The organism is Williamsia muralis, assembly GCF_051487485.1.
Lineage (GTDB): Bacteria > Actinomycetota > Actinomycetes > Mycobacteriales > Mycobacteriaceae > Williamsia > Williamsia muralis_B.
The window spans coordinates 554,183-567,122 of sequence record NZ_JAHVCV010000003.1 but is presented as its reverse complement, the minus strand read 5'-3'; the positions used below and the strand labels follow the sequence as shown (position 1 = coordinate 567,122).

The 12,940-nt window shown below is 66.3% G+C and carries 10 protein-coding genes and 1 riboswitch; of the genes, 4 read left to right on the top strand and 6 right to left on the bottom strand.

The window, feature by feature from the left end:
• Positions 1 to 6 precede the first annotated feature (6 nt).
• A complete protein-coding gene (locus KXR83_RS11010; protein WP_437424855.1) occupies positions 7 to 1,641 on the top strand; it encodes a TerD family protein in 1,635 nt (544 codons plus the stop codon).
• A 22-nt stretch (positions 1,642 to 1,663) separates the two neighbouring features.
• On the opposite strand, the gene KXR83_RS11005 is transcribed toward KXR83_RS11010, so the two are convergent.
• Entirely contained in the window at positions 1,664 to 2,014 is a 351-nt protein-coding gene (locus KXR83_RS11005) for a hypothetical protein (protein ID WP_437424854.1), read from the bottom strand.
• A 128-nt stretch (positions 2,015 to 2,142) separates the two neighbouring features.
• Here KXR83_RS11005 and KXR83_RS11000 point away from each other — a divergent pair, with 128 nt between their 5' ends.
• Positions 2,143 to 2,484 carry an RNA polymerase-binding protein RbpA gene (locus KXR83_RS11000; protein WP_023959187.1) on the top strand — a complete coding sequence of 114 codons (342 nt, stop codon included), beginning with the start codon at positions 2,143 to 2,145 and terminating at the stop codon, positions 2,482 to 2,484.
• A 53-nt stretch (positions 2,485 to 2,537) separates the two neighbouring features.
• Here KXR83_RS11000 and KXR83_RS10995 read toward each other — a convergent pair whose 3' ends face one another.
• The 5 genes from KXR83_RS10995 to cobN form a co-directional block, all read right to left on the bottom strand.
• Positions 2,538 to 3,326, bottom strand: coding sequence for a polyprenol monophosphomannose synthase (locus KXR83_RS10995; RefSeq protein WP_437424853.1), 789 nt, complete (start codon positions 3,324 to 3,326; stop codon positions 2,538 to 2,540).
• Complete coding sequence (gene lnt / locus KXR83_RS10990; RefSeq protein WP_437424956.1) at positions 3,310 to 4,905, bottom strand: apolipoprotein N-acyltransferase; 1,596 nt, start codon at positions 4,903 to 4,905, stop codon at positions 3,310 to 3,312. Before lnt ends, KXR83_RS10995 begins: the two co-directional genes overlap by 17 nt.
• 38 nt (positions 4,906 to 4,943) lie before the next feature.
• Positions 4,944 to 6,554, bottom strand: coding sequence for an amidohydrolase (locus tag KXR83_RS10985; RefSeq protein WP_437424852.1), 1,611 nt, complete (start codon positions 6,552 to 6,554; stop codon positions 4,944 to 4,946).
• Between the two features lie 95 nt (positions 6,555 to 6,649).
• A complete protein-coding gene (locus KXR83_RS10980; protein WP_437424851.1) occupies positions 6,650 to 7,186 on the bottom strand; it encodes an FxsA family protein in 537 nt (178 codons plus the stop codon).
• A gap of 128 nt (positions 7,187 to 7,314) precedes the next feature.
• Positions 7,315 to 10,917 carry a cobaltochelatase subunit CobN gene (gene cobN / locus KXR83_RS10975; protein ID WP_437424850.1) on the bottom strand — a complete coding sequence of 1,201 codons (3,603 nt, stop codon included), beginning with the start codon at positions 10,915 to 10,917 and terminating at the stop codon, positions 7,315 to 7,317.
• A gap of 51 nt (positions 10,918 to 10,968) precedes the next feature.
• Positions 10,969 to 11,092: riboswitch (cobalamin riboswitch) on the bottom strand.
• Between the two features lie 73 nt (positions 11,093 to 11,165).
• On the opposite strand from cobN, the gene cobG reads away from it, so the two are divergent.
• Complete coding sequence (gene cobG / locus KXR83_RS10970) at positions 11,166 to 12,290, top strand: precorrin-3B synthase (RefSeq protein ID WP_437424849.1); 1,125 nt, start codon at positions 11,166 to 11,168, stop codon at positions 12,288 to 12,290.
• Between the two features lie 25 nt (positions 12,291 to 12,315).
• On the top strand, positions 12,316 to 12,939 hold the full coding sequence (locus KXR83_RS10965; protein ID WP_437424955.1) for a precorrin-8X methylmutase: 624 nt from the start codon (positions 12,316 to 12,318) through the stop codon (positions 12,937 to 12,939).
• Position 12,940 lies beyond the last annotated feature (1 nt).

The window sequence follows — 12,940 nt, the reverse complement described above, 5'->3', positions numbered from 1 at the left end:
AGCGGGATGAAGAAGCTGGTCGCCGGCCAAAATGCGCCCGTCGAGGTGTCGCACATCAGCTTTCGGGTGGCGGCCACCGGTGAGGACGTCGACCTGGTGGGCCTTGTCGTGGATTCCGACCTCCGGGTCCTCGATTCCGGTGATGTGGTGTTCTACAACCAGCCGGCGACAGGCGGGGTCCGGCTGGACGGTCCGCAGCTCACGGTCGACCTGGACGGCGTCCGGGGCGGCGCGACCGTACTGTGCGCCGTCAGCGCGGAGCCGGCCCCGGGCTCGGGGGTGCATGCGGAACTGACCGGACTACCGGACGGCGAGGTCCTGTTCGGATTCGATGCTCGGCCCGCGCACGGCGAGACGGCGCTGCTCTGTTTCGAGCTCTATCAACGCGGCGGGCGTTGGCGGGTTCGTGCTCTGGGTCAGGGCTACAGCGGCGGGCTCGCCCAGTTGCTCACGAGTCATGGCGTGGACGTCGACGACCCGCCGCAAGCGGAATCGAGCGCGCCGGCGCAGATTCCCGATGCTGCTGCAGGACAACCTCATTCACGTGGCGAACTGGATCCGGCGTCTGTGGTCTTGGGATCGGACTACACCGCTGCCATCGCCCGCGCGCAGGTGGTCTTCGAAGATGCGGCCCGGTCGGCAGCGGGATACGTACAGGCTGAGGCATTTGCGACGGACCGTCTCGACCAGGAGCTGAGCGACGCGATCTCCGATCCGGCACAACGTAATTCGCCTGCAGCCTCACATCAGCGCGAACAGGCGCAACGTCGCTGCGACGAGCTGATCGCTGCTGCACGAAGGCGATTCGACGCCGATTCACAGGTTCTGATCGCCGAACTGGCAGCCCTCGATCCCCAGTTGCCACCTGCGATGGCGTCGTGGGCATCGCCGGCCTGGACACGGTTGAACGGGCCACCTGCCAGCGGTGTGCGCATCGGTGAGTTCGCAGCTCCCGAACGTGGCGAGCTACGACTGCCCTTCTGCGTGCCGACACCCATCGCGCGCCCGATCTGGGTTCTGGACGGCGACCTGCCGGCCCTGTCAGCGGTCACGTCCTTGGTGTTGCGACTGGTCGTCGCCGCGCGGGCAGTACCGAGCTCCTTGACAACCGCGGCCAGGTCCGTGGCGGTCGATGTGTTCGACCTCACCGGTTCGCTTGCGCCGCTGTCGGATCTGCTGACGCCGCTACTCGGCTCCGCGGCAGTCACATCCGCGGACGTGTTGGTCGATCGTCTGGGCGCGCTGGAATCGTCTCTGGAACTGGCGCAGATGGCGCTGGAAGCCGGGGACGTCGCCGACGTCTACAACAGGGTTGTTGTCATCGCGGACCTGCCGTTCGGATGGGATGCGGCAACCATGGCCCGATTGCTGCGCATCATCGACAGAGGCGGCCGGCTGGGCTGGTCGTTCGTGTTGTCAGGGCCGGTCGATGAGCATGACGCCGACCCGCTGGTCAGCATGATCGCCGACCGCACGCTGATGTTCCCGATGTCGGCCGACGCCACGGCGCACGACCCGTGGGTGGGTCTGCAATGGTCGGTGAAGCCCGAACAGATCGAGCCACAGTCGCCGCAGGCGCGTCAGATCGTCGCCCGCCTCGCCGACCCGGCGCCGCAGCCCGGGGCACGGCGGCAGCTGTAGCGAAACCCGGCCGTCGGGCCCGTCAGCGCCACCGCTCGGCTTCTTTGGCCAGAGCCACCAAATCGGCGCCCAGCTCGGCGAGTTCGGATCTGTCGGCCTCCTCGGCAACCGCCGTAGCAATGTCCTCGGCCGCGCACCGCAGCCGGAACAGCCGTTCGATCAGTTCGTCGGCTTCGCCCGCGCTCAGAACCACTGCATCGGCCGGGATGGAAGAACCGGCGACCAGACTGCGTTGCTCGTATGCGCGTTGGCGGCACGACTGCTTGCAGTACTTGCGACGACGGCCCATGTCCGACTCGATGACCTCGCGGCCGCACCACGAGCAGGAATTGCGGGTCCGGCTTCGTCTTGCCGTCGTGGACGAATGATCCATGGACGATGACGGTACCGGGCCGCAGACCCGAACTCGTGGAGCGACCGCGGCGTCTCGAGGACGTATTTCGCACGTGGTCCCGCAACGCGCGTAAGATGGATAGGTAATCCAACGAGAGGACAGTAGTTATGGCAGATCGAGTCCTACGCGGCAGCCGTCTCGGAGCGGTGAGCTACGAGACCGATCGCGATCATGACCTTGCTCCCCGGCGCATCGTCCAGTACCGCACCGACAATGGTGAGATTTTCGACGTCCCGTTTGCGGATGACGCCGAGATCCCGTCGACGTGGCCGTGCAAGAACGGTATGGAAGGCACCATTCTAGAAGGTGCCGAGCCGGAAGAGAAGAAGGTCAAGCCGCCGCGTACCCACTGGGACATGCTGCTCGAACGTCGAAGCGAAGAGGAGCTCGAGGTGTTGCTCGCCGAGCGCCTGGACCTGCTCAAGGCTCGTCGCCGGGGCGCCAGCTAGATCCGGTCGATTCACGACATCGCCGCGGCACCTCACGGTGCCGCGGCGTTTTGTCATTTCCGGCGGAGCTTGGCCATCCGGTTGGCCACTCCCCAGCGAGGGACCTTGAAGGCTGCCTCGCGGACGATGCTCCCGCTCATCTTCGACTCCCCCAGCTCGCGCTCGGTGAACGTGATGGGGACTTCGGCCACATCGAACCCGGCCTGGACCGTTCGCCACCCGAGGTCCACCTGGAAGCAGTAGCCGTGAGATTCGATCGACGACAGGTCGAGCGTTTCCAGCACATGGCGGCGATACGCGCGGAACCCTCCGGTGATGTCTTTGATCTTGACCCCGAGCGCCAGCCTCGAGTAGACATTGCCACCCCGCGAGAGGATCTCGCGTCGCCGCGGCCAATTGACCACCGTTCCTCCCGGAACGTACCGAGACCCGATCACCAGGTCGGGACCCTCGTTGAGGCGGTCGAGCAGTCGATGCAGCTGCTCCGGAGCATGGCTGCCATCGGCATCCATCTCCACCAAGACGGTGTAGTCGCGAGCCAGGCCCCACTTGAAGCCGGCGATGTATGCGGCGCCGAGACCGTCTTTCACGGTGCGGTGCATCACGTGGATGCGGTCAGCGCCGTCGGTCGCCGCCAGCTTGTCGGCGAGTTCGCCGGTGCCGTCGGGACTGCTGTCGTCGACGATCAAGATGTGCACCGCGGGCTGCGCTGCGTGCACACGCTTGACGATCAACGGCAGGTTCTCGATCTCGTTGAACGTCGGGATGATCACCAGGGTGCCCGCCCCGTCGGCCCCGACCGGCCGCGCAGCCTGCGAGTTGTGCTCAGGCTCCGTCACCATGCTCCTCCTTTGACCATCCCCTGAACCTAATGCCTGGCGCCAGCAGGAACAAAAAGGCGCAGACGCCCAAGAGTACGGCCAATCGCTCGGGCCACGGCCCGATTTTCGTGGCGATGGTCTCGCCGGTGTGCAACGGAATCGTGCCCTGCAGGGTCGCGGGTTCGAAGAACCCGCTGCGTGAGCTGGTGTGGCCGTCGGGCGCGATGATCGCGCTCACACCGCTCGTTGCTGCCACCACCACGGTGCGCCCGTGCTCGACCGCCCGCAGCTGTGACATCGCCAACTGCTGGTAGGTCATCTGCGTGCGTCCGAAGGTGGCGTTGTTCGTGGGCACCGAGAGGAACTGGGCCCCCGATTGCACCGCCTTACGTGCCGAACGGTCGAACGCGATCTCCCAACACGTCGACACCCCCACGGTCACGCTCTGCCCACCGGTGGTCTCGACGGCGACAACACCGGGGCCGGTGCCCGCGCGGAAATTGCCTGCCTGTTCGGCATACGAGGAGAAGAGAGTGAAGAAGCTTCGCCACGGCAGGTATTCGCCGAACGGCTGAATGATCTGCTTGTCGTACCGGCCACGTATCTGGTCTCCGGAATCGCGCCGTCCGTCCCACACGAGCACGGTGTTCGTCGGGCGTCCGTCGGCGTTCCGGACGAGCGTGCCCACCAGGATCGGGGCGCCGACAGCTGCTGAGGCCGCCGTGATCTCTTCGGCTGCATCTTCATTCGCGGTTGGGTCGATGTCCGAGGCGTTCTCGGGCCACACCACGATGTCGGGACGGGCGGCGTCGCCGGCGTCGACCGCGGCAGCCAGACGTAAGGTCTCGCGTACGTGGTTGTCCAGGACCGCCCGACGTTGATCGTTGAAGTCGAGGCCCAGCCGGGGGACGTTGCCCTGAATCGCGGCAACGGTGATGTCGTCGTCAGAGCTGTTTCGGCTGTCCACAGAAGGCCACAGGGCGGCCGCGACAATCGGTGTGATGAGCGCGAGCACCAGGGCCGGCACCACGGTCTGCCATCTGACCGGCCGTCGGATCGCCGCCCCGATCACTGCGGTGAGCGCTGCCCCCGTCAAGGCCACCGAGAACGACACCAGAGGTGCACCCCCGATCGAGGCAAGCGACAGCATCGGTCCACCGACTTGACCGAAAGCTGTACGACCCCAGGGAAACCCACCGAATGGGAATGATGAACGTGCCCACTCGACGGTGACCCACATGATCGCGAACCACAACGGTGCCGCAGGCCAGGTGGTGGTACGGCAGGCGATCACGCCGAACAACCCGGTGTAGAGCGACATCACCACTGCCAGCGCCACCCACGGGAGCGGCCCCACGTACACCCCGATCCACGGCAGCAGCGGGAGGAAGAACCCCAGGCCGAAGACGAATCCGTACCAGAATCCCTCGCGGAATCGAACAACGCCTCTGAGCGCGGCCGCCAGCAACGCCAGCGACAGGATGCCCAGGAACCAGAGATCGCGCGGCGGGAACGCGGCCCACATGAGCACTCCTCCGAGTGCACTGACCGCGGTGCGAATCACCCATGGCCGCTGCGTCGCGTCTCGGAGCCGGGCGATCGTTCCGCCCTCGGACTCCCCTGGCGCGATAGCCGTCGTCACAGCCCCGCCCGGTCGTAGATCGTCACGCCTGCCCTCACGGTGCGAATGCACTCCGGGAGCCGGCTGCCTGAACTCAGGTCGGGAAGTGCAGGTACGCGCGATCGCGGGTCGGTGGACCACCGGGCCACGGCCGGATCAGCCGATCCGGCAACAACAAGGTTGTCCACGTCCCAGACGGCGTAATCGGCGGGCGCGCCGGGAACGAGGGTTCCGGCCACACCGTCGCGGTGACCACCGGCCCGCCACGCCCCTCGGGTGACCGCTGCAAAAGCTGCTCGAACGGAGATGGCGCTGGCCGGGTTGTTGTGATGCGCGGCCGCGGCGATTGCCTCCCACGGGCGCATCGAGGTCACCGGCGCATCCGAGCTGAAGGCCAGGCCGACGCCTGCTTTGGCCAACTGGGCGAAGTTGTTGAGTGAGCGGCCACGATCGAGGCCGAGACGCTGCTCGTACAGCTGGCCCGGGCCACCCCAGAGGGCGTCGAACAGCGGCTGCATACTGGCGATGACGCCGCAGGCAGCAAGAGTGGTGGCCTGATCGGCGGTGATCATCTCCGCATGCTCGATGCGGTGTCCCAATCGGGCCATCGCCGGCCCGCCGAACTCCCCCGCCACTTCGCCGAACGCATTCACCACGACGTCCATCGCGCCGTCGCCGATCACGTGGAAGCCCGACTGGATACCGGCAGCGGTGCAGGCGCGTAGATGAGTGGTGACGGTGTCTTCGTCGAGGTAGCAGACGCCGTGGGTGTCGGCGTCGCTGTAGGGCTCTCGGAGCAGGGCGGTGTGTGACCCGATGGCCCCGTCGATGAAGAGGTCACCACCGAGACCGTGTGCGGCCGTCTCGGCCTGCAGAGCGCGGGCGTGCTCGGCGTCGGTGACGGCTTCGCCCCAGTATCGACGGATCTCGACGGGGTGGTCGAGGTGGGCCAGTGACAGGAAGTCGTCGCGTCCGCTGATGTCTGGGCCGCCGTTCTCGTGGACCGCCACGATGCCGTGGGCGGCTGCATCGTCGAGAGCTGCACGCTGGGCGCGATGTCGGCCGTTGGCGCTCAACAACATCCGGGCTGCGGCACGGACGCGGTGGTGGGCGTCGGCGGTCAGCGGTCCCTGCTCGTCGTAGCCGTGACTGCCCACCAGACCGTCGGCCCGAGCCCGCAACGCAGTGGACACCACGGCCGAGTGTTCGTCGATGCGCGCCAGATACACCGGTCGATTGCCGACCACGGCATCCACTTCGGCTGTTGACGGGCAGGTCAGATCCGGCCACGTCGATTCATCCCAACCCAGGCCCCAGATCAGGTCGGTGTCGGTGTGTTCGGCAGCGTATCGACGGATCTGTTCGAGACAGTCGTCCCGGCTCACGGCGTCACTGAGGTCCAGGCCACGTAGAGCCAGCCCGGCCGACGTCAGGTGCACGTGCGAGTCGACGAAGGCGGGCGCCACCAGTGCGCCGTCGAGATCGATCACCTGCGCGTCGGGGTGCAAGGTACGGCCGACGTGATCGGAACCCACCCAGACGATGGTGCCGTTCGCAACTGCCATGGCCGTCGCGTCGGGGGCACTCGGGGTGTAGATATGGCCACCGATCAGCAATTGACTCTCCACGAGCGTCCAGTCTGCCTGTCGAACCGATCGTCAGTCGCTGCAGGGCTGTGAATATGCTGCCGCCGCGGCCGGATCGGTTTCGATGGGCAACCGGATCAGAGCTCGGTGTAGGGCTTGCGGAGTTGGGGACGTGCCGGGTCGAAGCCGGTGGTTCCCGTGGTTTCCGCACCGGAGGTATCGATGACCTGGCCGTCCACGACGGTGACTCCTGCCATGCCGCGGCCATACCGTGCGTAGTTCTTCTCCATGGCGCTGACCACCTTGCGTGTCCCGACGGCGATGACCATGGGCCGCAACAGAACGCGAATGGGCTTGAGGAGCAAGAGGATACCGACCGCACTCGACACCAGGCCGGGGATGATCATGAAGATCGTCGCCGCGGCCAGCAGTGCGGTGTCGGCGACGGGTGCTGCCGAGTCGGCCGGATCGACCGGACTGCCACCTGCTGCGCTGCGCCCGGCGTCGCGCAGATTGGCGAGAGTCTTGGCGCCCTGACGACGCAGCAACCAGAACCCGCCGATGACCGTTGCGACCACCAGTAGCAGTGTCCAGCCGAAGCCGATGGCGTAACAGAGTCCGACGAACGCAGCGATCTCGATCGCCACATAGAGCAAAAAGAGTGCGAACTTCATGATGTCAACCGTCCCGACTATCGGCATGTGCGTACACCGGGACAACGAACGACATGCCCGATTTTCTCCCGACCCGTGGGATCGACGATCTCAACGGTGTTCACCAGCGCAAATCGAAGCCGATGAGCTCAGGCGCCCTCGATGTCACCCTCGGTTTCCAGGTACACGCGGCGCAGCTCGTCGAGCATCTCCGGCGGCGGCGCAGACCACATCTGACGTTGGGCCGCCTCGAGCAGTCGCTCGGCGATGCCGTGCAGCGCCCACGGGTTCGACTTGGTCATGAAGTCCTTGTTGGCCTCGTCGAGGACATAGGACTCCGTGAGCTGCTCGTACATCCAGTCGGCCATCACGTTGGTGGTCGCGTCGTAACCGAAGAGATAGTCCACGGTGGCGGCCATCTCGAAGGCGCCCTTGTACCCGTGCCGCTGCATCGCACCGATCCACCGTGGGTTGACGACTCTCGCACGAAACACTCGTGTCGTCTCCTCGGACAGAGTGCGTGTGCGCACATTGTCGGGCGTGGTGCTGTCCCCGATGTACGCCTCCGGATCCCGACCGGTCAGAGCGCGAACGGTTGCGACCATGCCGCCGTGATACTGGAAGTAGTCGTCCGAATCGGCGATGTCGTGCTCGCGGGTGTCGGTGTTCTTGGCGGCCACCGCTATTCGCCGATACGCCGACCGCATGTCCTCGACGGCGGCGACACCGTCACGGCCACGCCCGTACGCGTAGCCTCCCCACGCTGTGTACACCTGCGCCAGGTCCTGGTCGGTGCGCCAATCCTTGGAATCGATCAACTGCAGCAATCCCGCGCCATAGGTACCGGGCTTGGAGCCGAAGATCCGGGTGGTCGCCCGGTCGATGTCACCGTGCTCTGCGATGTCGGCCCGGGCGTGTGCGGCAACGAAGTTCACATCATCGGGTTCATCAAGAGCGGCCACCATTCGGACCGCGTCGTCGAGGATGGTCACCACATGGGGAAAGGCGTCGCGGAAGAATCCGGAGATGCGCACGGTGACGTCGATTCGCGGTCGGCCGAGTTCGGCGGGCTCGATCAGATCGAGGGAGGTGACCCGTCTCGAGGCCTCGTCCCAGATCGGCATCACTCCGAGGAGCGCGAGAACCTCGGCGATGTCGTCGCCCGATGTGCGCATGGCGCTGGTCCCCCACACCGACAATCCGACCGACTTCGGGTACTCGCCATGGTCTTTCAGGTAGCGCTCGAGCAGCGAATCGGCCATGGCGCGGCCCGTCTCCCACGCGAGCTTGGACGGGACCGCCTTGGGGTCGACGGAATAGAAGTTGCGGCCGGTGGGAAGCACATTGATCAAGCCGCGCAGCGGCGATCCACTGGGACCGGCGGGGATGAAACCGCCGTCGAGAGCATGCAGTATCCGCGGTATCTCCTGGTCGGTCTGCCGCAGCCGTGGAACGATCTCCGTTCCGGCGAACTCGAGGATCTGAGCCACCTCGCTGGAGTGCCCGGCGGCCACCTCCGCGACGGTTGTCATGTCCCAGTTGCTCTTCGCGCATGCAGCCACGAGTTCGCGTGCCTGGGCTTCGATGTCGTCGGTGGCGCCGCGGCCTGCGGTGCCGTCCTCGACAAGACCGAGTGCCTCCCGCAGCCCGGGCAGGCTCTGTTTTCCGCCCCAGAGCTGACGTGCGCGCAACATTGCCAGCACCAGATCGACTTCGACGTCATCGGCCGGCGGCTGGCCGAGAATGTGGAGCCCGTCGCGGATCTGTACGTCCTTGATCTCGCACAACCAGCCGTCGACATGCAGCAGCATGTCGTCGAAGACGTCTTCCTCAGGTCGTTCGGACAGCCCCAGGTCGTGATCCATCTTCGCCGCCTGCAGCAGCGTCCAGATCTGCTGTCGAATCGCAGGCAACTTGCCCGGGTCGAGCGCGGAGATGTTGGCGTGCTCGTCCAGCAACTGCTCCAGACGTGCGATGTCTCCGTAGCTTTCGGCTCGCGCCATCGGCGGGATCAGGTGGTCGACCAGCGTCGCATGGGCACGACGCTTGGCCTGGGTGCCCTCGCCGGGGTCGTTCACGAGGAACGGGTAGATCATCGGGAGGTCGCCCAGTGCCGCGTCGGTTCCGCATGACGCCGACATCCCGAGCGTCTTGCCGGGCAGCCACTCGAGGTTGCCGTGTTTGCCGACGTGCACCACTGCGTCGGCGCCGAACCCGTTCTCCGCGGCAACCCACCGATAGCAGGCCAGGTAGTGGTGGCTCGGTGGCAGGTCAGGGTCGTGGTAGATGGCAACGGGGTTCTCGCCGAAGCCGCGTGGCGGCTGGACCATCAGGACGATGTTGCCGAATTGCATTGCCGCAATGACGATATCGCCTTCGGGGTTGGCCGACCGGTCGACGAACAACTCGCCGGGCGCAGGCCCCCAGTGTTCGATCATCGACTCTTGCAGGTCGGCGGGCAACGTCGCGAACCAATCGCGATAGTCCCTTGCCGACAGACGAATCGGATTGGCCGCCAATGCTTCCTCGGTGAGCCAATCGGGATCTTGTCCCCCCGCCGCGATCAGCGTGTGGATCAGCTTGTCCGAATCGTTCTCTGCCAAACCGGGTACGGCGCTGTCGCCGACTTCCGGACCGATGTCATACCCGGCGGTACGCATGGCCTCGAGGAGCCGAAGCAGACTCTGGGGCGTGTCCAGGCCGACGGCATTGCCGATACGGGCATGCTTGGTGGGATAGGCCGAGAGCATCACTGCGATACGTCGTTGCGGTGTAGGAATATGCCGTAAGCGTCCGTGCCGCACCGCGATTCCTGCCACTCGCGCACAACGCTCGGCGTCGGGTCGGTACCAGGGCAGTCCGTCGTCGCCGATCTCCTTGAAGGAGAACGGGACCGTGATGATCCGACCATCGAATTCCGGGACCGCCACCTGCGTCGCCACGTCGAGGGGTGACATCCCGTCGTCGTTGGCGGCCCAGCTCTCACGGGACGAGGTCAGGCACAGGCCCTGCAGGATCGGCACGTCGAGACGCGCGAGTTGCTCGATGTTCCAGTTGTCGTCGTCGCCACCGGCGGACGCCGTCGCGGGTGTGGCGCCGCCGGCCGCGAGGACGGTGACCACCAGCGCGTCGGCGACCGCGAGTTGTGCCAGCAGATCGTCGGGGGCAGTGCGTAGCGACGCGCAGAAGATGGGCAGTGCCCGGCCACCTTTGTCCTCGATGGCATCACACAGTGCATGGATATAAGCCGTGTTCCCCGCCAGGTGCTGAGCCCGGTAGTAGAGCACCGCGATGGTCGGCCGACCGTCGGTGTCGGATGGCGCCGAACGCTCGAGCAGTCCCCATTGCGCGGTCGCGACGGGACCCTGGAAGCCGTGGCCGGTCAACAGGACGGTGTCGGACAGGAACGCGTGGAGGTTGGCGAGGTTGTCCGGCCCGCCTTGGGCGAGGTAGTTGTGTGCGTCGGCGGCAACACCGGGTGCCACCGTGGACAACGACATCAGATCAGGATCAGGTAGCTGCTCGCCCGAGAGCACCACGGTGGGCAGCCCCGCGGCCAGAACGGCGTCAAGGCCTTCTTCCCACATCCGTCGGCCACCGAGGATCCGGACCACGACGAGATCGGCGCCGTCGAGCAGGACCGGCAGATCCTCGCTGACCAGTAGCCGCGATGGGTTGGCCAATCGGAAGTCCGCGCCGCTGGCCTTGGCCGTCAGCAGATCGGTGTCCGAGGTGGACAGCAGCAGGATCACGGGGTTCCTCCTTGCCGGGATCTCGCGCCCAGCGGGTTGGTGTGGCGGTACGGCAACGAGGGTCTGACTCCGGGTCTCCCCGACACAGTGGCGCGACCGCGCCGGATTTCCACCGGCTTCCCCGTTGCGGGTCGGGCTCAGCCTATAGAAGCCCGCAGTCAAGTGACCACGTCTGGTCGTCGATGGCTCGGCTGCCGGTGACCTGCCGATCCGGCATCACCCCACGCACGGCCAGTACCGTGGACCCCATGTCCCGTCCCGCCGATCGTTGTCCGGGCGTGTTCTCGGCGCATCCCGCGGCCGACGGCCATCTGGCGCGTATCCGTCTCCCCGGCGGCCGCATAACTCCCGCCCAGTTGCAAGCTCTGGTCGTGGTGGCGGACGAGTTCGGGGACGGGCACATGGAACTCACTTCGCGCGGGAACCTGCAGCTACGGGGAATAGCGGACGTGGCAGGCGCGGGCGACATGATCGTCGACGCTGATCTCATCCCGACGCCGAGTCACGAACGGGTGCGCAACCTGCAACTGTCGGCGTTGAGTGGTCGCCGCGGCGGGCTGCTCGACGGCCGACCGGTTCTCGACCGACTCGACGTCGCCCTTCGCGGGGACGACGTGCTGGCTGCCCTGCCGGCTCGTTTCCTCTTCGGCGTCGACGACGGGCGCGGCGACGTGCTGGCCGAGGGACCCGACGCCGGTGTCGTCGCGGTCGACAGCGAGCATTTCGACCTCGTGGTCGCCGGAAGCCCCACCGGCCGGCAGGTCACAGCAGATCGCGCGGCCGTGACCATGCTCGATGTGGCTCGCGCGTTCCTCACCGACCGTGCGGACGAGTGGCGAGTACAGGACCTTGATGCTTCGCCGACGATCACAGGATTGCTTGAAGGTCTTCCCCGAACTCGACCCCACACACCGCCTGCCCCACCGTCGGAGCCGCTGGTGGGGTGGCTCGCGCAGGACGACGACCTCATCTCGTTGGGTTCGGTGGTGCCTCACGGTCGATTGTCTGCGCGTATCGCCGAGTTCCTTGCCGCCATCGAGCGCGACATCTACCTCACGCCGCGCAAGGAAATCCTCATCTGTGATCTGACCGACGGAATGGCGGACACGGTGGTGCGGGTGCTGGCCCCCATGGGTCTGATCTTCGATGCAACGTCGCCGTGGACGCGGGTGAGCGCCTGCTCTGGATTGCCGGGATGCGACAAATCGCATGCCGATGTGCGTAGGGATCTCGAGCAATATCTGGCGGTCGGCGACCAGTCCGTTGACAGCCGCGAGCACTGGGTGGGCTGCGAACGCGGCTGTGGATCGCCGCACGCTGCTCACATCCGGGTGCAGGCGACCCCGGTGGGGTACGAGCGCCGAGCGTTCTGATCGACCAACTATGGTGGCTTTCACCATGTACACCTACATCCGTGACGGCGCGGAGATTTACCGTCAGTCGTTTGCGACCATCCGCGCCGAGGCCGATCTGGCCGAGTTCGACGACGATTTGTCTCAGGTCGTCGTGCGGATGATTCACGCCTGCGGTCAGGTGGACCTCACCGACGATGTGCGCGCATCCCCGGGGCTCGTCGCGGCGGCGCGCGACGCACTGAACCGCGGCGCTCCCGTGCTGTGCGACGCGAACATGGTTGCGTCCGGGGTCACCCGCAAACGTCTGCCTGCAGACAACGATGTGCTTTGCCTGCTGACCGATCCGGCCACCCCGCAGCTGGCGGCCGACCTGCAGACCACCAGAACCGCTGCGGCGGTGGAATTGTGGCGGCCTCGACTGGAAGGGGCGGTCGTGGCCATCGGGAACGCGCCGACGGCCTTGTTCGCCCTGCTCGAACTGATCGATGCCGGCGGGCCTCGACCTGCCGCCGTGATCGGGGCCCCGGTGGGTTTCATCGGCGCCGCCGAGTCCTGTGCAGCGCTGGCCGAGCGCGACGACATCGAATTCTTGACCGTGCTCGGCCGCCGCGGCGGCTCCGCCATCACCGCTGCGGCCATCAACGCGTTGGCATCGACGGTGGAGTGAC

Coding starts and splice junctions, on each gene's coding strand:
- KXR83_RS11005 (WP_437424854.1), bottom strand. CDS start 2,014: ATGGATCATTCGTCCACGACGGCAAGACGAAGCCGGACCCGCAATTCC.
- KXR83_RS11000 (WP_023959187.1), top strand. CDS start 2,143: ATGGCAGATCGAGTCCTACGCGGCAGCCGTCTCGGAGCGGTGAGCTAC.
- KXR83_RS10980 (WP_437424851.1), bottom strand. CDS start 7,186: ATGAAGTTCGCACTCTTTTTGCTCTATGTGGCGATCGAGATCGCTGCG.
- KXR83_RS10965 (WP_437424955.1), top strand. CDS start 12,316: ATGTACACCTACATCCGTGACGGCGCGGAGATTTACCGTCAGTCGTTT.
- cobG (WP_437424849.1), top strand. CDS start 11,166: ATGTCCCGTCCCGCCGATCGTTGTCCGGGCGTGTTCTCGGCGCATCCC.
- KXR83_RS10995 (WP_437424853.1), bottom strand. CDS start 3,326: ATGGTGACGGAGCCTGAGCACAACTCGCAGGCTGCGCGGCCGGTCGGG.
- KXR83_RS11010 (WP_437424855.1), top strand. CDS start 7: ATGAAGAAGCTGGTCGCCGGCCAAAATGCGCCCGTCGAGGTGTCGCAC.